The organism is Pantoea sp. Pa-EAmG (assembly GCF_030024295.1).
Taxonomy (GTDB): domain Bacteria; phylum Pseudomonadota; class Gammaproteobacteria; order Enterobacterales; family Enterobacteriaceae; genus Pantoea; species Pantoea dispersa.
The window spans coordinates 1-16,575 of record NZ_JASEWO010000102.1 but is presented as its reverse complement, the minus strand read 5'-3'; the positions used below and the strand labels follow the sequence as shown (position 1 = coordinate 16,575).

Below are 16,575 nucleotides of genomic sequence, written 5' to 3'. Positions count from 1 at the left end.
TGATGCGACTGCGTCGTTGTCGCTCAATTGACACCCTTGAACGGGTGATTGAAAAGAACAAGTATGAATTACCCGATGATGAGTTAGCGGTATTCTACTCCGCAGCCGATCACCGTCTGGCCGAGCTGACCATGAACAAGCTCTATGACAAAGTGCCCGGATCTGTCTGGAAGTACGTCCGCTAAGTTTTCTCCCCGCAGGTCGTTTCGTTACTCACCTTTATTTCCACGGATGACAGGCAGGCAAAGGAGTGCCGACAGGGTGCTGTGCCGCATTGCGCGCAGGGATTTTGCATGGGCAGAAATGGTGGAGGCCCTGCCAGCTACATCCCGGCACACGCGTCGCCTGCTGCGGCTGCTTCCTTCCGGACCTGACCGAGTTCACAAGTTAGCGTTGCGGGAGAACCAACAGGGCCCCCATTGACGAGCTCTCATGTTGAGAGCGCTGGCATTATCGGGGAAGCCCCTGGCAATTGCAAGCGCAGGCCGGGCAACCGTTGGTTTCTTGAACAGGCCGGCGGCAAAACCCTGCTGATAGCCGCAATCGCATGCTAAAGTGGCGCTTTTCCCGCAGACGAGGTGCGTCAGTGAGTGAACAGAGCAATTTTTCCGAGCGCGTCTGGCAAATTGTTGCCGCTATTCCTGCCGGTAAAGTGACAACCTACGGCGATGTCGCGCTGCTGGCCGGTTCACCGCGCGCGGCACGTCAGGTGGGCGGCGTGCTGCGACGCCTGCCGCCAGGCAGTAAACTGCCGTGGTTCCGCGTGATTAATCGTCATGGTCGTATTTCGCTGCAGGGCGATGATCTTTTTCGTCAGCGTGATGCGCTGGAAGCCGAAGGTATTGAAGTGAGTGATGCAGGAGAAATTGAACTGGCGAAGTATCGCTGGGAGTATTAATGCTGACAGGCCGCACTCCCTTTAAAGCGCGGGAATGACACTGCAGAAAGTAAAGCGTCACACGCCAGGGATGGCGTGTGCCGAGCGATCAGGGACGAGACAGCGCCTTTACTTTCTGCAGTGCCATTCTGGCGCAGCTTCCGTAACGCGCTGTCTCCCGTTTCAACTTACAGACTGGTTGGTGCCGGCACGGAGGCTGACGGCGTAACCTGGGTTGGCGACGTCGAAGGCACGGTGGTAGCAGCGCCCGGCTGGGTTGGCATCGCCATATTGGTCACCGGTACCAGCAGCAGTTCCGCTTTCGTTCCACCCTGATTAATCACCGGTTTCACCGTATCGGTAATAAACGCCAGCTTGCCGTCGATGGTGATCGCTGCGCTCAGCAAAATGCGTGCATTCGGCTGGATATCGGCCGGGTTAAAGGGCAGCACAAACTGGAACGGTGCCTGTTTGCCCTCGGTGCGAACCACACGCTGTGACAGCACTTTGGACGGCGCGTCCGCCAGTGACGCATCGGCCAGCGTCACGGTCAGCACCGCATCCGGCGGCAGCGCAATACGCTGGCGAATATAGACGGAACCGCTTACGTTCGGCTGGGCAATCGCCGACGGCTGCCCGGCCACGCTGGCGCCTAAAGTTGGCGTCGGCACGGGTTTACTGTGATCGGCACAGCCTGTGATTGCCACCGCCAGTGTCATACCGCTAATTACATGCCAGAGTTTCATCGATGTCGTCTCCTTATGAACACTATGATTGTCGGCGGTAAATTTATTGGCTGGGTTTTCCACCGCCGATTGCTGTTAATTCTGGCACAAAAATCCCCTTTGCGCCTGAAGCCCCGCCATCCTGCTGAAAACCGGGTAAAAGCGTTGCGCAAACTGGTCGGATCTTTCACACTGACGCCATTGGCATCACTGAGGAATCCGTTATGAGCCAGGCACTGCACAACCTGCTTAATTTATTGAATCTGGAAAAACTGGAAGAGGGTCTGTTTCGCGGCCAGAGTGAAGATCTCGGCCTGCGCCAGGTGTTTGGCGGCCAGGTGGTGGGACAGGCGCTGTATGCGGCAAAACAAACCGTGCCGGAAGCCCGTATCATTCACTCCTTCCACAGCTACTTTCTGCGCCCGGGCGACAGCCAGAAAGCCATTATTTACGATGTGGAAACCCTGCGCGACGGCAAAAGCTTCAGCGCCCGCCGCGTCAGCGCCGTACAAAACGGTCAGCCGATCTTCTACATGACCGCCTCCTTTCAGGCACCGGAAAATGGCTTCGAGCATCAGAACAGCATGCCGCAGGTGCCGGGACCCGATAACCTGCCCTCCGAGCAGGATCTCGCCCACCGACTGGCTGCGCACCTGCCGCTCAAGCTGAAAGAAAAATTCCTCGCCGAGCGCCCGCTGGATATCCGTCCGGTGCAGATCCACAATCCGCTGAAAGGCCACGTTGATGAGCCGCTGCGCCAGGTCTGGGTGCGTGCCAATGGCCAGCTGCCGGACGATCGCCGCATTCATCAATATCTGCTGGGCTACGCTTCCGATCTCAACTTTCTGCCAGTCGCGCTGCAGCCGCATGGCAAAGGCTTCCTTGAGCCGGATATGCAGGTGGCGACGATTGACCACTCCATGTGGTTCCACCGTCCATTCGATCTCTCGGAGTGGCTCCTGTACAGCGTGGTAAGCACTTCAGCGTCCGGCGCGCGCGGCTTCGTGCGCGGTGAGTTCTTCAGCCAGGACGGCACGCTGGTGGCGACGACGGTGCAGGAAGGGGTGATGCGTCAGCGCGAAGCATAAAAAAAGGGGCGATTATCTCGCCCCTTCCTCATCATTATAGTTATAGCGCACTGCTCTTCTGCCAGCCGGCACTTACTGGTTGTAAGCGTTCTCGCCGTGGCTGTTCACATCCAGACCTTCACGTTCCTGATCTTCTGGAACACGCAGGCCAACGATCATATCCGCCAGTTTGAAGCCGATGAAGGCGACAACACCTGACCAGACAATGGTCACGCCGCAGCTGAACAGCTGAACCCAAACCTGATGGCCCATGGTCACGCCTTCTGCGTAGCCCACGCCGCCCAGTGACGAGGAGGCAAACACGCCGGTCAGGACACAACCGAGGATACCGCACACGCCGTGCACACCGAACACGTCGCACGGGTCATCCACGCGCAGCCATTTCTTCAGCGTGGTCACACCCCAGATACCTGCCAGGCCACCGGCCAGACCGATAATCAGTGCGCCGCCGACGCCGACATAACCACAGGCTGGCGTGATGGCAACCAGACCGGCGATGAAGCCAGAAGACGCACCCAGCAGTGAAGGCTTACCGCGCAGCGCCCACTCACCGAACACCCACGACAGCACGGCACCCGCAGTGGCCACCACGGTATTCAGGAAGGCCAGCGCCGCGATTTCGTTAGCGGAAGACGCAGAGCCGGCGTTGAAGCCGAACCAGCCAACGTACAGAATCGCGGTACCGGTAAACACCATCGGCAGGTTATGCGGTTTGAACGCTTCTTTACCGAAGCCAGCACGCTTGCCTACCAGGTAAGCACCAACCAGACCGGCAACGGCGGCGTTGATGTGCACCACGGTACCGCCAGCGAAGTCCAGCGCGCCATCCTGTGCCAGGAAGCCGCCAGCCCACACCATATGTGCGATAGGCAGATAGGCCAGCGTCAGCCACACCAGCACGAAAATCAGTACCGCCGAGAAGCGAATACGCTCAGCCAGCGAACCAACAATCAGCCCCACGGTGATACAGGCGAAGGAAGCCTGGAACGCCACGTGAATGTACTGATAGAAGCTGCCCATCACCGCTTTCAGCTCGATATTTTTCAGCATTGCCCACTGGAAGTTACCGAAGAAGGCATTGCCTTCGCTGAACGCCAGCGAGTAGCCGTAGACGATCCACAGTACGCACACTAACGCGAACGTCACCGCGACCTGCGTCAGCATCGACAGCACGTTTTTGCCGCGAATCAGGCCGCCGTAAAACAGGGCAATGCCGGGAATTGTCATGAACAGTACCAGCGCGGTACAAATCATCATAAACGCGTTATCGGCTTTATCCGCTACGGCAGGCGCAGCTGCCATCGCAAGAGACGGTAACAGCGCCAGGCTGGTGAGGCCCAACTTAGTCATTACTTTATTCATTTCTTTCCATCCCATCACAATTCAGAGCCCCAGTTACAGTGCTGCTTCGTCGGTCTCGCCGGTACGAATACGAATAACGCGCTGCAGTTCTGCGACGAAGATTTTGCCGTCGCCAATTTTGCCGGTGTAAGCGGCTTTGCTGATGACATCCACCACTTCATCGAGTTGATCGTCCGCAATCGCGATATCAATTTTTACTTTTGGCAGGAAGTTCACGCTGTACTCGGCACCGCGATAAAGCTCTGCGTGACCTTTCTGGCGACCAAAACCCTTCACTTCGGTAACAGTCAATCCCTGAATGCCAATGGAGGATAAGGCTTCACGCACGTCCTCCAGCTTAAATGGTTTGATTACCACGGTAACCAGCTTCATACGTTCCCCTCCGGATATAAAAATAGGTGAGTCTTCGCGGACACGCAGAGAGTTAAGCAAAGGCTGTGCCACAAATGGCAAAAGTGGTCGCTAAGGCTGCCGGGCGCAGAGTATCGCGCTCCGGTATGGCGTAACGGGCAAGGTTTTCATTCGGAAAAACAGAAAGGTGGGACTTTACTGCACTCCTTTGGTGCTTGCGGCCTCAAAGGAGTGCATCAATACAGAACATTCCGATAAATCTGCGCAAAAAAGGTGCAAATCACCCCTCTGCCGTTGCGGGTATGCCCGCCGCGAGTTCATCGCCGGCCTGCTGCAGCTGGTACATCTGCCAGTAACGGCCCTGCTGCGCCAGCAGTTCGGTGTGTGTGCCGCGTTCGACCACCTGACCACGGTGCAGCACCAGAATCTGATCCGCTTCGGTGATGGTGGAAAGACGGTGAGCAATCACCACCAGCGTGCTGTGCTGACGCAGCGTGCGCAGCGCCTGCTGAATCGCCTGCTCGGTGCCTGAGTCGATATTGGCAGTGGCCTCATCGAGGATCAGAATCTGCGGCAGCGACACCAGCACGCGCGCCAGCGCCAGCAGCTGTTTCTGCCCGACCGACAGCGTGTTCCCCTGCTCACCGAGCCGGGTATGAATGCCGTCGCGCATCGCGCGGGCCAGCGATGCCAGCTGCACCTTCTCCAGCGCGCGCCACACGTCCTCTTCGCTGATATCGCGTCCAAGGCGCACGTTGGCCAATAGCGTATCGGCCAGTACCACCGGATCCTGTTGCACCATCGCCACGCTGCCGCGCAGCGCATCGTGCGTCAGCTGGCGCAGCGGGCGGCCATCCAGCTCAATGCTGCCACGCGTCACCGGATAGTAGCCCATCAGCAGATTGGCTAAGGTGCTTTTGCCGCTGCCGGTGTGGCCGACCAGTGCCACGAAGCCGCGCGCCGGCACTTCGAGGTTGATATGGCTGAGCACGTCGCGGTTGTCGCGGTAGGCAAAGCTGACATCGCGCAGGGTGATACGCCCGGAAGCCAGCGGCTGAGCGTCACTGCCGTAGCCCTGCTGCGCCGCATCCATCAGTTCAAAAATACGCTCGCCCGACACCACCGCCTGCTGCAGCATTGACTGCTGCGTGGTGAGTTCGATCAGTGGCTCGTTAAGGCGGCCAAGATACGTGATAAAGGCGTAGAGCACGCCAACCTCAAACACGCCTGGCGTGGCGAAGCTGAACAGCATCAGCAGACCGCACAAAATCAGTGCAGAAAACAGGCTGAGCAGCGGACGCAGCAGAAAGCCGTCCAGCCGCAGCGTCTCCATCCGCGCCAGATAGTGTGAACGGCTGGCTTCGCCCATGCGCTCGCCGAAGCGCGCCTGCTGGCGAAACTGCTGGATCACACTCATGCCGTTAATCACTTCGTTGAAGCCATTATTGATCTCGGCCAGGTAGCTACGTACGCGGCGCGCAATCGGCGTGCTGTAGCGCTGATAGATCAGCATCACCGTTAACACCAGAGGGAAAATCACCAGCGCCACCAGCGCCATACGCCAGTCGAGTGCAAACATCGCCACCAGCATCGCGCCAATCAGCGCAGCGCTGCGCAGCACAGTGGCCACCACCGTGACGTAAAGATCTTTGATCACTTCGGTGTCGTTGGTGACGCGCGAAATAATCTGCCCTACCGGCTGGGTATCGAAGGCACTGAGCGGCTGGCGCAGCGCCGCATTCATCACGTCGACACGCAGCTGCTGCACAACGCCAATCGCCGCGCGGTTAAACAGCAGCGCCTGGAAATAGTGCAGACCCGCTGCCAGCAGCTGTAGCAGCACAAAGCCCACCAGCAGCCCGGCCACGATGCCCCACGGCATCTGGTGTTTAGCCACCAGGTTATCGATAAAATAGCTCACCAGCACCGGGCCGGTGACTTCGGCAGCGGCAGCGATCCACAGCATGCCGACGGCCAGCCACAGCGATTTGCGCCACGGTTTACCGTAAGCCAGCAGGCGTTTCAGCGTTGGCCATAAGCGTTGCGATTTAGCCATGGTCGGCTCCCTGTTCTGACTCGTCCTCATCCAGCGCGGCTTCCAGCTGCTGATAGCGATACATATCGCGATACCAGCCCGGCTGCGCCGCCAGCGTATCGTGATCGCCACGCTGTGCCACTGCGCCCTGCTGCAATACCAGAATCTCGCTGGCTTCGGTCAGCGCCGACAGCCGATGCGCGCTGATGATCAGCGTGCGCCCTTTTCCCCACTGGCGCAGGTTATGCAGGATTTCATGTTCGGTACGGCCATCAACCGCCGACAACGCATCGTCGAGGATCAGAATCTCCGCGTTGAGCAACAGCGCACGCGCAATGGCGATGCGCTGTTTCTGCCCGCCAGAGAGCATGACGCCGCGCTCGCCTACTTCGGTAGCGTAACCCTGCGGCAGACGCAGAATGTCATCGTGCACGCAGGCCATCTGCGCCACGCGCTCGATCTCTTCCTGCGTTGCCTCCGGGCGACCCAGCGCCAGGTTATTCGCAACGGTATCGGAAAACAGGAACGGCGTCTGGCTGACCACCGCCAGCCGGCTGCGCCAGCTGTCCAGCCGCAGCTGCGGTAGCGGAATGGCGTGATAGCAAATCTCGCCCTGATCGATATCAAAATGGCGCTGAATCAGGCTCAGCAGCGTGCTTTTGCCGCAGCCGGTAGGCCCGCACAGCCCAAGCATCTGCCCCGGTTGTAGCTGGAAATGCACGTTGCTCAGCACCGGCGCGCTGCTCGCCGGATAGTGGAAGGCGCGGATCGCCACCTGCAGCACGCCCGCATCCGCCGGCAGTGGCTGCTGACCATCCTCAACCGCAGGCGCTTCCGCCAGCAGCGCGCGAATGCGGCTCCACGCCGCGCTGCCGCGCTCAACGATGTTAATCATCCACGCCAGCGCCAGCATCGGCCAAATCATCAGCCCTAAGTACATGACGAAGCTGGTGAGCTGCCCGAGCGTCAGTGAACCGTGCCACACCATCCAGCCGCCACCGCCAATCGCCAGCAAATTCGAAAAGCCCACGGCGATATAAATGATGGGATCGAAGCGCGCATCGACGCGCGCCACGTGCAGATTTTTGCGGCCGGTGTCGCTGGCGATATCGGCAAACTGGCTCGACTGATGATCTTCCAGGCCAAAGGCTTTGATCATGCGGATGCTGGTCAGGCTCTCCTGCGTTTGATCGTTCAGGCTGGAGAACGCCGCCTGCGCCACTTTGAAGCGCTGATGCAGGCGCGCGCCGTCTTTCTGGATCACCAGCGCCATAATCGGCATGGGAATCAGCGCCAGCAGCGTCAGCTCCCAGCTGATCTGCACGCTCATTACCGCCAGCACGACCAGCCCCATCACCAGCGAATCCACCAGCGTCAGCACCCCCTCACCCGCGGCAAACACCACGCGATCGACATCGTTGGTCGCGCGCGCGATCAGATCGCCGGTACGGTGGCGCAGGTAAAACGCCGGATGCTGGCGGCTAAGCTGGCGGTAAAAGTCTTCGCGCAGCTCTACCGCCAGCTGGTAAGAGGCGCCGAACAGCAGCACACGCCAGACGTAGCGCAGCAAATAGACAATCACTGCGGTCACCAGCATCACGCCGATCCACAGAAAAATTTCGCCGCGCGTCAGGCTGTGCTGGGTCACGCCGTCGACAATCACGCCGACCAGATGCGGAGGCAGCAGCTGCAGCAGCGCAATGATAATCAGCAAGCTGATGGCGCCCAGATAGCGCCGCCACTCGCGCAAAAAATACCAACTTAACTGGCTGAATAATCGCACAAAACAATCTCTTGTGATGCCCGTTCAGGGCGCTACCGGCAAGGCGGTGGTGTATTTAATCTCTTCCATAGCGAAGCTGGAGGTGACGTCAATCAGCCCCGGCACGCCGTTAACCAGACGCTTGTAAAACGCGTCGTAGCTCTTCATATCGGCCACCTGAATGCGCAGCAGGTAGTCGTACTCGCCCGCCATGCGGTAAAAGGCCATCACTTCCGGCATCTGCTGTACCACCGCGACAAACTGCTGAAACCAGTCGCTGCTGTGCTGCTGGGTTTTGATCAGCATAAAGGCGGTGAGCGACAGGCCGAGCTTTTCCCCATCCAGCAACGCGACGCGCGCCCGAATAATGCCATCATCTTCCAGCTTTTTCAGGCGTTTCCAGCACGGCGTGGTGGTGAGATTCACCGCATCGGCCAGCGCCTGCAGTGACAGCGTGCAGTCTTTTTGCAGCAGCGCCAGCAGTGTGCGGTCAGTTTTATCTAGCATTCGCCACCTCAGGAGAAAAATTTTCTCTTATTTGCCAATTATAACCAACTTTTAGCAACCTCTTTTTCCTGCCAGTGCCTTACACTGAGCGCAATCTCGCTGCCGGAATCGCACCATGCAAACGCCCTGGGTTCGCCACGCTATCAATGAAATTAACGCCGACTTTCAGCGCTCCGCTGATACGCACCTGATCCGTTTTACGCTGGACGATTTCCCCGGCATTCGCTTTTATCTTAAGGATGAAAGCACCCATCCAAGCGGCAGCCTGAAACATCGCCTGGCGCGTTCGCTGTTTCTCTATGGTCTGGCCAATGGCTGGATTGGAGAAAACACGCCGATCATCGAAGCCTCCTCCGGCAGCACCGCGGTGTCGGAAGCCTATTTTGCCCGTCTGCTCGGCCTGCCGTTTATCGCCGTGATGCCAGCCAGCACTGCGCGGCGCAAAATCGAGCTGATCCGCTTTTACGGCGGGGAGTGCCACTTCGTCGCCGATCCGTGCCAGCTGTACAGCGAATCCGAGCGCCTGGCACGTGAACTCAACGGCCATTTTATGGATCAGTTTACCTACGCCGAACGCGCCACCGACTGGCGCGGCAACAACAATATTGCCGAAAGCATTTTCCGCCAGATGGCGCATGAACCTTTCCCGGTGCCGCACACCCTGATCATGAGTGCCGGCACCGGCGGCACCTCGGCTACGCTGGGGCGCTACATTCGCTATCAGGGCCACGACACGCGCCTGCTGGTGGTCGATCCGCAACACTCGGTGTTTTTCGATTACTGGCACAGCCGCGATCGCACACTGCGCAGCGAGCGTGGCAGCCTGATTGAGGGGATTGGTCGCCCGCGCGTTGAGCCGTCGTTTTTACCGGATGTGATTGACGAAATGATGAAAGTGCCCGATGGCGCCACCGTGGCGGCCATGCTAAGGCTGGAGCAGATTCTCGGCCGGCGTCCGGGCGCCTCTACCGGCACCAATTTCTGGGGCATGCTGCAGGTGGCAAAACGGCTGCGCGCGCAGGGGCAATCCGCCGCGCTGGTCACGCTGCTGTGCGACAGCGGCGAGCGCTATCCGGATACCTATTACAATCCGCAGTGGGTCGCTGAGCAGATCGGCGATATTCAGGCGTGGCAGCGCGAGCTGCAATAAAAAACCGGACATCCTGTCCGGTTCACTGTAAGCCTCAGCATTCGGGGGAATAATCGAGGTGTGGTGTGGTCATCCAGTGATTTAAGTAATGAGACACCGCCTGTGTCTCGCAATGGCCAATAATCGGTAAATGCGGCAGCGAGGTTTTCAGCTGATGCATGGCATTGCCCATGATAAAACCGCGCCCGACGCGCTCCAGCATTTCGCGGTCGTTCATCGCATCGCCAAATGCCATGCAATCCGCCAGCGGCAGCGACAGATGCTGGCACAGCCGCGCCAGCGCGGCGCCTTTGTGGCAATCCACCGGTAAAACTTCCAGACACTCCCTGGCGGAGAAGCACAGGCTGGCGCGATCGCCAAGCGCCTGTTGCAGTTCAATCTTCAGCGCCAGCAGCATCTCATACGGCGCGATAAAGCAGATCTTGGTGACTTCATGTGCCGGCATGCGGCGCAAATCACGCAACTGATAGTGAAACCCGCTCATCGCGTGCGCTTCCAGCAATCCCGGGAGCGGTTTATCGGTAAACCAGCCTTCGTCATTAAAGATGTGGATCGATGCAGGAGTTTGCCAGTGACTGTGCAACACCTCTTCCGCCACCGATGGCGCCAGATCACAGCCATACAGCTGCCTGCCCTCGACATCGTGAATGCGCGTGCCGTTACCGGTGATCAGCCAGGCGGGCAAGGTGATCTGCTGGCGTACTGCCTGCATATCCAGCAGGTGACGCCCCGTGGCAAACGCCAGTGTAACGCCACGCTGGTGTAAGGCGTTGAGGCTCTGCAGCGTCTCCGCACCTAAACGGTGGGTAGGTAGCAGCAGTGTACCGTCCATATCAAATGCCGCGAGGCGGGCCATAGCAACTCTCCGGTCTGAATGAGGGGTTTACTATCGCCTGGTAATTACGGAACTAATAGTGAATACTTTCAAAAAACTGTTCCGGGTTTAATCATGCGACAGCTTCATCGGGTTAATCAGTTTCAGCGCCTGTGGCAGCTTAGCCAGGGCGAAGCGCAGCGCACCAGCGTTGCTACCATGGCGCAGCACTGTTTTTGCAGTGAGCGCCATGTGCGCACCCTGCTGCGCCAGTGGCAGCAGGCGGGCTGGCTGCAGTGGCAAGGCGAAGCGGGACGCGGCAAACAGGGCGAACTGCGCTTTCTGCTCTCTCCCGAACAGCTGCGTCAGCAATTGCTCAGCCAGCAGCTGGCAGCCGGTGAAGCGGTACAGGCGTTGCAGGTGCTGGATGTCGCGCCTGAACGGCTGGTGAAAATGCTGCGCCCACTGATGGGCGGCCAGTGGCAGAACCAGGCACCGGTGCTGCGCATTCCCTATTATCGCGCGATGGAGGCGCTGGATCCGCTGCAGCTCACCGGACGCGCCGAGCAGCATCTGGTACGCCAGATTTTTTCCGGCCTGACGCGCTTTAACGCGGATGATGTCGAGGGCGATCTGGCACATCACTGGCAATACGATGCGCAGGGCCGCGAATGGTATTTCTGGCTGCGGCCGCTGCTCAGCTGGCACAACGACGAACCGGTGCAGGCGGCACAGCTGGTCCAGCAGTTGCAACGTATCATGCAGACGCCGCAGGGCGGCCGTCTGCTGGCGGCGGTGGAACACATCGATGCGCCACATCCGCTGGCGCTGCGTATCCGGCTGCGCACCAGCGATTACTGGCTGCCGCAGCGGCTGGCGCATCAGTTTTGCCTGCTGCCGCATCCGGAACATGCCGATACCGGCAGCGGACCGTGGCGCCTGACGCACTTTACCCGCGAGCTGGTGCGGCTGGAGAGCCATGCGCGCTGGCACCATCAGCGTCCGCTGATTCAGGTGGTGGAATACTGGATTACGCCGCAGCTGTTCGATCGCGGGCTGGGCACCAGCTGTCGCCATCCGGTGCAGATCGCCATTGGCGATCCCGACGAGCTGGACACGCTGCGGCCGGTGGATCGCAGCATCAGTCTCGGTTTCTGTTATCTGGCGCCGCGTTTCTCGGCTCGCTTCAGCCAGGCGCAGGCCAAAACGCTGCTCGCGCTGATTCAGCACAGCGGCGTCATTCAGCAGCTGCCGCTGGATGAAGGCTTAATTACGCCAACCGCAGAGCTGCTGCCCGGCTGGCCGCTGCCCGCCCCACACCGCCCGGAAGGCACATTGCCCGCGACGCTGACGCTGCATTATCACCTGCCCATCGAACTGCACGTCATGGCGCAGGCGCTGGTGCCGCTGCTGGCGGCACAGGGCTGTACCCTCACCTGCGTATTTCACGACGTCAAAAGCTGGCGCGACGACATCGATCTGAGTGACGCCGACATCATCATGGGCGACCGTTTGATTGGTGATGCGCCGCAGTTTACCCTGGTGAACTGGCTGGAAAATGATGCGGCCTGGCAACCGCTGCGTCCGGCGGTACTGCAGGCACCGCTGCACGCTATCGCCCGTCAGGCCAGCCCGGCACTGCGCAGCGCCGCGATTCATCAGCTGTTTCAGCGGTTAATGCGCGACGGCCATTTGCTGCCGCTGTTTAACTATCGCTACCAGGTGTTTGCCCCGCCTGGCGTCGAAGGTATTCAGCTTAACAGCATGGGCTGGTTCGATTTCACCCGCGCCTGGATCCCGCCGCCTGCCGCAGGCGGTGCTGTTCAGCCCGCGCCAGAGTCAGTACCATAGGCGCACTGATTTATGGGGAAGAAAATATGAAACGAGCCGTTGTCGTATTCAGTGGCGGACAAGACTCCACCACCTGTCTGATTCAGGCGCTGCAGCAGTATGATGAAGTGCACTGCGTGACCTTTGATTATGGTCAGCGCCATCGCGAAGAGATCAGCGTCGCCGCAGAGCTGGCGCACCAGCTGGGCGCGCGGGCGCACAAAGTGCTGGACGTAACGCTGCTCAATGAACTGGCGGTCAGCAGCCTGACGCGCGATAACATTCCGGTGCCGGCCTACAATCCGCAGGCCAGCGGCCTGCCCAGCACCTTTGTCCCGGGGCGTAACATCCTGTTTCTGACGCTGGCCTCAATTTATGCCTATCAGGTGGAAGCCGAAGCGGTGATCACCGGCGTGTGTGAAACCGATTTTTCCGGCTACCCGGATTGCCGTGACGAGTTTGTCAAAGCGCTGAACAACGCCGTCACTCTCGGCATGGCGCGCGACGTGCGTTTTGAAACGCCGCTGATGTGGCTGAATAAAGCGGAAACCTGGGCGCTGGCGGACTACTGGCAGCAGCTGCCGCTGGTCCGCTCGGAGACGCTGACCTGCTACAACGGCGTTAAAGGCGACGGCTGTGGCGAGTGCGCGGCCTGCCACCTGCGCGCGCGCGGCCTGGCAGATTACCAGGCCAATGCCGCCAGCGTGATGGCGGCAATGAAGCAAAAAAGCGGCCTGCACTGATCCTGGCCGTGCTGTGGACTGGCGTGCTGTCAGGGCATGCCAGCTCAGGAAGGCGCGGTCATCAATGCCGCCAGGCGTTCACGTAACTCCCCTTCCAGCGGCACGGTTTTTTGCGTGCGCAAATCGATGCAGACGAAGGTCAGCGCCGCATCCGCCACCAGCGTGTTATCACCCGCCAGCACCACCCGCTGTAAAATAATGCCGCTTTTGCCGTTGAGCTGCGAGACCTCGCTCTCAATGTGCAGCACGTCGCCCAGCACCGCCGGACGACGATAGTTAATGTTGATATTCACCACCACAAACGCCAGCTGCTGCTCCAGCAGCCAGTGAAAGGCATCGGCATCTTCCAGCCACTGCCAGCGCGCCTCTTCCAGAAATTCCAGGTAGCGCGCATTGTTCACATGCTGATAGACGTCAAGATGATAGCCGCGCACTTTGATGGTGGTTTGCATGATTGCTCCTGTTCAGGCTGTGAATGACAACTGGTTGGACCTGTTGAGCATAGCACAGCCTGATGGGCCGCTTTAGCAATCCTTCAGAGTCGCGAGCCGCTTCACAATTTCAGCCGCGCGCTGTTGCGCTCCACCAGCGCACTGCCAATACCCGGTACTTCTTTCAGCTGCTCGATGGCGCTGAAGGGCCCGTACTGCTCACGATAGCTGACAATTGCCTGCGCTTTTTTCAGTCCAATACCGTTCATGGCGGCGGCCAGCTGCTCGGCCGTGGCCTGATTGATGCTGACCTGTTCCGGCTGCGGCGTGGACACCTGCGTCGCCTGCGTTTCACTGGGGCTTTCCGCCGCCGCCAGTCCGCTGGTCCAGAACGCGCCGCCCAGCGCCAGCGTGATGCAAAAGGCACGAAATGTTGATTTAACCATGCTGTGTTTCTCCTTGTGTTTGACAGCCACTGCAGGGTGGCACAAGCGAGAAACCCACTCAAAAGGCGATGATCAGAAATGGAAAAGGCCGCAGAAGCGGCCTTTCGGTATTGCAGCAGTTTACCTTTTTTTGTGAGGCTTACTGGTTTTGTGCGGCGGCGCCGTACTTAATCTTCGCCTCTTTGCGCAGGTTTTCCAGCAGCGCTTCAAAGGCAATCTGCGCGTTGTTTTGCGTCACGCCTTTCACCATTTCGTCGATCTGCGCCTGCGGCATGTTGCCCGCGCTGACCTTATCCAGCGCGACCAGCACCACGTTGCCCTGCATATCTTCGCTGACACCCCACGACGGCTTGTTATCCGCTGGCTGTGGCAGGTTGAATGCGGCCTGTGCCACCGGATCCTGCGCGTTGCGATCAACGGTTTTGCTGGCGCTCAGCGTCATGCCAGCCGCCTGCAGCGCGTCCTGTTTGCCCGCTTTCAGCTCGGTCAGCAGTTTGTCTGCCTGCGCTTTGGCCTGCTGCGTCGCTTTGTCATGCTTCAGACTGTCGGCAATCTGCGCTTTAACCTGATCCAGCGGTTTAACCGCTTCCGGTTTGTGCTCGCTGATGCGCAACACAAACGCCCGATCGCCATCGACGCTGATGATGTCAGAATTGTTGCCCGGCGCGCCGTTCTGACCGGTCAGGCCACCGTTGAAGATCGCCTGTTTAACCGCATCGAAATCGAGATCGGCCGGCACGTTATCGCGGGTGATCCAGCCCGTTTCCACCACTTTCAGGCCAGATGCCTGTGCGGCGCCCGCCAGGGATTCGTTGTCGTTGCTGGCGGCTTCGCTCACCTTCTGCTGCATCTTATAGAAGGCGTCGACGGCTTTTTCCTGCTTCACTTTATCCGCCACCGCATCGTGCACCTCCGCCAGCGGTTTAACCTGCTCTGGCTGGATATCGTCCAGACGCACCACCAGGAAACCGACTGAGGACTTGATCACGCCAGACAGCTGACCTTTCTGCGTCAGGTTGGCGTTTTTCAGTTCGTCCGGCGTGGTGTTCGGCTCCAGCCAGCCCATGTCGCCGCCTTTACGCGCAGAGATTGGGTCGATAGATTTGCTCTTCGCCAGCGTGGCGAAATCCTCGCCCTTTTTCAGCGCATCCAGTACCGCGTTGGCATCGGCTTCGGTTTTGGTCTGAATGATGCTGTAACGGTTGCGCTGCGGCTGTGAATAGTCGGCTTTGTGCTGATCGTACCAGCTCTGAATATCCGCTTCGCTGGCGTTCTCCTGCAGGCTGGCCGCATCCATTTTGATATAGCTGACGCGGAACTGCTCAGGTGCCATAAAGCTGCTCTGATGCTGCTGGTAATACTGATTGATTTCGTCGTCGCTGGCGGTTTGTTTCGCGGCCAGCGCATTAACGTCAATCACCGCCTGACGAATCTCACGCTGCTGCGAGACCAGATCCACCAGCTTGCTGGTTTCACCCTTCAGCATAAAGTCGGTATTGGCGATGGCGTTAATCAGCTGCTGCGTCGCCAGCTGCTTGCGCAGCGCTTCGGCGTACTGATCGGCACTGAAACCCATGCTGGCGATCAGGCCGTTGTATTTCGCGTTGTCGAACTTACCGTTGGTCTGGAAAGCCTGCTGATTGAAAATAGCCTGCTTCACCTGATCGTCGCTGATGCCAATGTGCAGATCTTTGATGTACTGATCGAGCAGCGCCTGATCGATCAGCTGTGACAGCGCCTGCTGGCGCATCTGCTGCATGTAGCCGTCGTTGCTGGCCAGCTGCGAGAACTGGTCGCCCAGCATCTGCTGCTGACGGTTGCGCTCGTTGTTAAACGCCTGTTCCAGCTCACCGCGGCTAATTTCATGGTCGTTCACTTTGGCAGCGTAATCGCTGTTACCGCCAATCAGGTAGTTGCCCACCCCGGTCAGTACGAATGACAGGATGATCAATCCCAGAATGATCTTGAGCACGACATGGTTCGACGCCGCGCGTAAATTGTCCATCATGGTATGACAACACTCCGCTGTAGTGTGGATGTAAAGCTCTGACACGATGTCATCATCGTGCAGCTGCGGTTCAGGCTGGCAGCTGGCAACCATGCGGAGACTGAAGCCAGCGGCTAAAGTCGCGCATCAAGATAAAAAAAGGCACATCAAAAATGATGTGCCCGTATGTTACATGAGAACGCCTTTTTCGTCCTCAATCCATGGAAGAAAATGCTTCGATGGACAGGTCAGCGGTCATTAATTGACGGCGTCTTTCAGTGCTTTACCTGCACGGAAGCCCGGTACTTTACCAGCCGGGATGGTGATTTCTTTACCGGTTTGTGGGTTACGGCCGGTGCGGGCAGCACGCTCGCGTACAGAGAAGGTACCGAAACCGACCAGTGCCACTTCGTCACCGCCTTTCAGCGCGTCAGAAACGGAGCCCATGAATGCATCTAACACACGTC

17 protein-coding genes and 1 other RNA gene are annotated in these 16,575 nt (G+C 58.9%); 6 read left to right on the top strand and 12 right to left on the bottom strand.

Going from position 1 to position 16,575, the window contains the following annotated elements; all coding sequences use genetic code 11:
* Positions 1–2 precede the first annotated feature (2 nt).
* Positions 3–185: an Hha/YmoA family nucleoid-associated regulatory protein gene (locus QMM04_RS14210; protein WP_282996395.1), complete on the top strand. Its 183-nt coding sequence runs from the start codon at positions 3–5 to the stop codon at positions 183–185.
* A gap of 128 nt (positions 186–313) precedes the next feature.
* Here QMM04_RS14210 and ffs read toward each other — a convergent pair.
* An RNA gene (ffs, locus tag QMM04_RS14205) (signal recognition particle sRNA small type) lies at positions 314–410 on the bottom strand.
* 176 nt (positions 411–586) lie between these two features.
* Here ffs and QMM04_RS14200 point away from each other — a divergent pair.
* The gene (locus tag QMM04_RS14200; protein WP_021507202.1) at positions 587–898 is read left to right on the top strand and encodes an MGMT family protein; all 312 of its coding nucleotides are present in this window, start codon (positions 587–589) and stop codon (positions 896–898) included.
* 167 nt (positions 899–1,065) lie between these two features.
* On the opposite strand, the gene QMM04_RS14195 is transcribed toward QMM04_RS14200, so the two are convergent.
* A complete protein-coding gene (locus QMM04_RS14195) occupies positions 1,066–1,623 on the bottom strand; it encodes a YbaY family lipoprotein (protein WP_021507201.1) in 558 nt (185 codons plus the stop codon).
* A 203-nt stretch (positions 1,624–1,826) separates the two neighbouring features.
* Here QMM04_RS14195 and tesB point away from each other — a divergent pair, with 203 nt between their 5' ends.
* Positions 1,827–2,690 carry an acyl-CoA thioesterase II gene (gene tesB / locus QMM04_RS14190; protein ID WP_058757950.1) on the top strand — a complete coding sequence of 288 codons (864 nt, stop codon included), beginning with the start codon at positions 1,827–1,829 and terminating at the stop codon, positions 2,688–2,690.
* Positions 2,691–2,762: 72 nt separating this feature from the next.
* Here tesB and amtB read toward each other — a convergent pair whose 3' ends face one another.
* The 5 genes from amtB to QMM04_RS14165 all read right to left on the bottom strand — a co-directional run bounded on the left by amtB (position 2,763) and on the right by QMM04_RS14165 (position 8,707).
* Positions 2,763–4,052 carry an ammonium transporter AmtB gene (gene amtB, locus QMM04_RS14185; RefSeq protein ID WP_282996394.1) on the bottom strand — a complete coding sequence of 430 codons (1,290 nt, stop codon included), beginning with the start codon at positions 4,050–4,052 and terminating at the stop codon, positions 2,763–2,765.
* Positions 4,053–4,085: 33 nt separating this feature from the next.
* A complete protein-coding gene (gene glnK, locus QMM04_RS14180) occupies positions 4,086–4,424 on the bottom strand; it encodes a P-II family nitrogen regulator (RefSeq protein WP_007886947.1) in 339 nt (112 codons plus the stop codon).
* Positions 4,425–4,683: 259 nt separating this feature from the next.
* Positions 4,684–6,459 carry a SmdB family multidrug efflux ABC transporter permease/ATP-binding protein gene (locus tag QMM04_RS14175; protein WP_282996393.1) on the bottom strand — a complete coding sequence of 592 codons (1,776 nt, stop codon included), beginning with the start codon at positions 6,457–6,459 and terminating at the stop codon, positions 4,684–4,686.
* Complete coding sequence (locus tag QMM04_RS14170; protein ID WP_262256355.1) at positions 6,452–8,221, bottom strand: SmdA family multidrug ABC transporter permease/ATP-binding protein; 1,770 nt, start codon at positions 8,219–8,221, stop codon at positions 6,452–6,454. The genes QMM04_RS14175 and QMM04_RS14170 overlap by 8 nt, the downstream gene beginning before the upstream one ends.
* A gap of 24 nt (positions 8,222–8,245) precedes the next feature.
* Complete coding sequence (locus QMM04_RS14165; protein WP_021507196.1) at positions 8,246–8,707, bottom strand: Lrp/AsnC family transcriptional regulator; 462 nt, start codon at positions 8,705–8,707, stop codon at positions 8,246–8,248.
* 115 nt (positions 8,708–8,822) lie between these two features.
* Between QMM04_RS14165 and QMM04_RS14160 the strand changes: the two genes are divergently transcribed.
* Positions 8,823–9,857: a PLP-dependent cysteine synthase family protein gene (locus QMM04_RS14160; protein ID WP_021507195.1), complete on the top strand. Its 1,035-nt coding sequence runs from the start codon at positions 8,823–8,825 to the stop codon at positions 9,855–9,857.
* A 34-nt stretch (positions 9,858–9,891) separates the two neighbouring features.
* Here QMM04_RS14160 and cof read toward each other — a convergent pair whose 3' ends face one another.
* Positions 9,892–10,713: an HMP-PP phosphatase gene (cof, locus tag QMM04_RS14155; protein ID WP_278427360.1), complete on the bottom strand. Its 822-nt coding sequence runs from the start codon at positions 10,711–10,713 to the stop codon at positions 9,892–9,894.
* Positions 10,714–10,806: 93 nt separating this feature from the next.
* Between cof and QMM04_RS14150 the strand changes: the two genes are divergently transcribed.
* Together QMM04_RS14150 and queC are read left to right on the top strand one after the other, a co-directional pair.
* Positions 10,807–12,522: an SgrR family transcriptional regulator gene (locus QMM04_RS14150; RefSeq protein WP_282996392.1), complete on the top strand. Its 1,716-nt coding sequence runs from the start codon at positions 10,807–10,809 to the stop codon at positions 12,520–12,522.
* Positions 12,523–12,548: 26 nt separating this feature from the next.
* On the top strand, positions 12,549–13,244 hold the full coding sequence (gene queC, locus QMM04_RS14145; protein ID WP_282996391.1) for a 7-cyano-7-deazaguanine synthase QueC: 696 nt from the start codon (positions 12,549–12,551) through the stop codon (positions 13,242–13,244).
* A gap of 44 nt (positions 13,245–13,288) precedes the next feature.
* On the opposite strand, the gene QMM04_RS14140 is transcribed toward queC, so the two are convergent.
* From QMM04_RS14140 to QMM04_RS14125, 4 genes are all read right to left on the bottom strand, one after another.
* Positions 13,289–13,696, bottom strand: coding sequence for a YbgC/FadM family acyl-CoA thioesterase (locus QMM04_RS14140; protein WP_058769390.1), 408 nt, complete (start codon positions 13,694–13,696; stop codon positions 13,289–13,291).
* 101 nt (positions 13,697–13,797) lie between these two features.
* A complete protein-coding gene (locus QMM04_RS14135) occupies positions 13,798–14,121 on the bottom strand; it encodes a helix-hairpin-helix domain-containing protein (protein ID WP_282996390.1) in 324 nt (107 codons plus the stop codon).
* A gap of 139 nt (positions 14,122–14,260) precedes the next feature.
* The gene (gene ppiD, locus QMM04_RS14130) at positions 14,261–16,129 is read right to left on the bottom strand and encodes a peptidylprolyl isomerase (protein WP_282996389.1); all 1,869 of its coding nucleotides are present in this window, start codon (positions 16,127–16,129) and stop codon (positions 14,261–14,263) included.
* Between the two features lie 237 nt (positions 16,130–16,366).
* On the bottom strand, positions 16,367–16,575 hold a 209-nt coding region (locus tag QMM04_RS14125), incomplete at its 5' end, for an HU family DNA-binding protein (protein WP_282996388.1).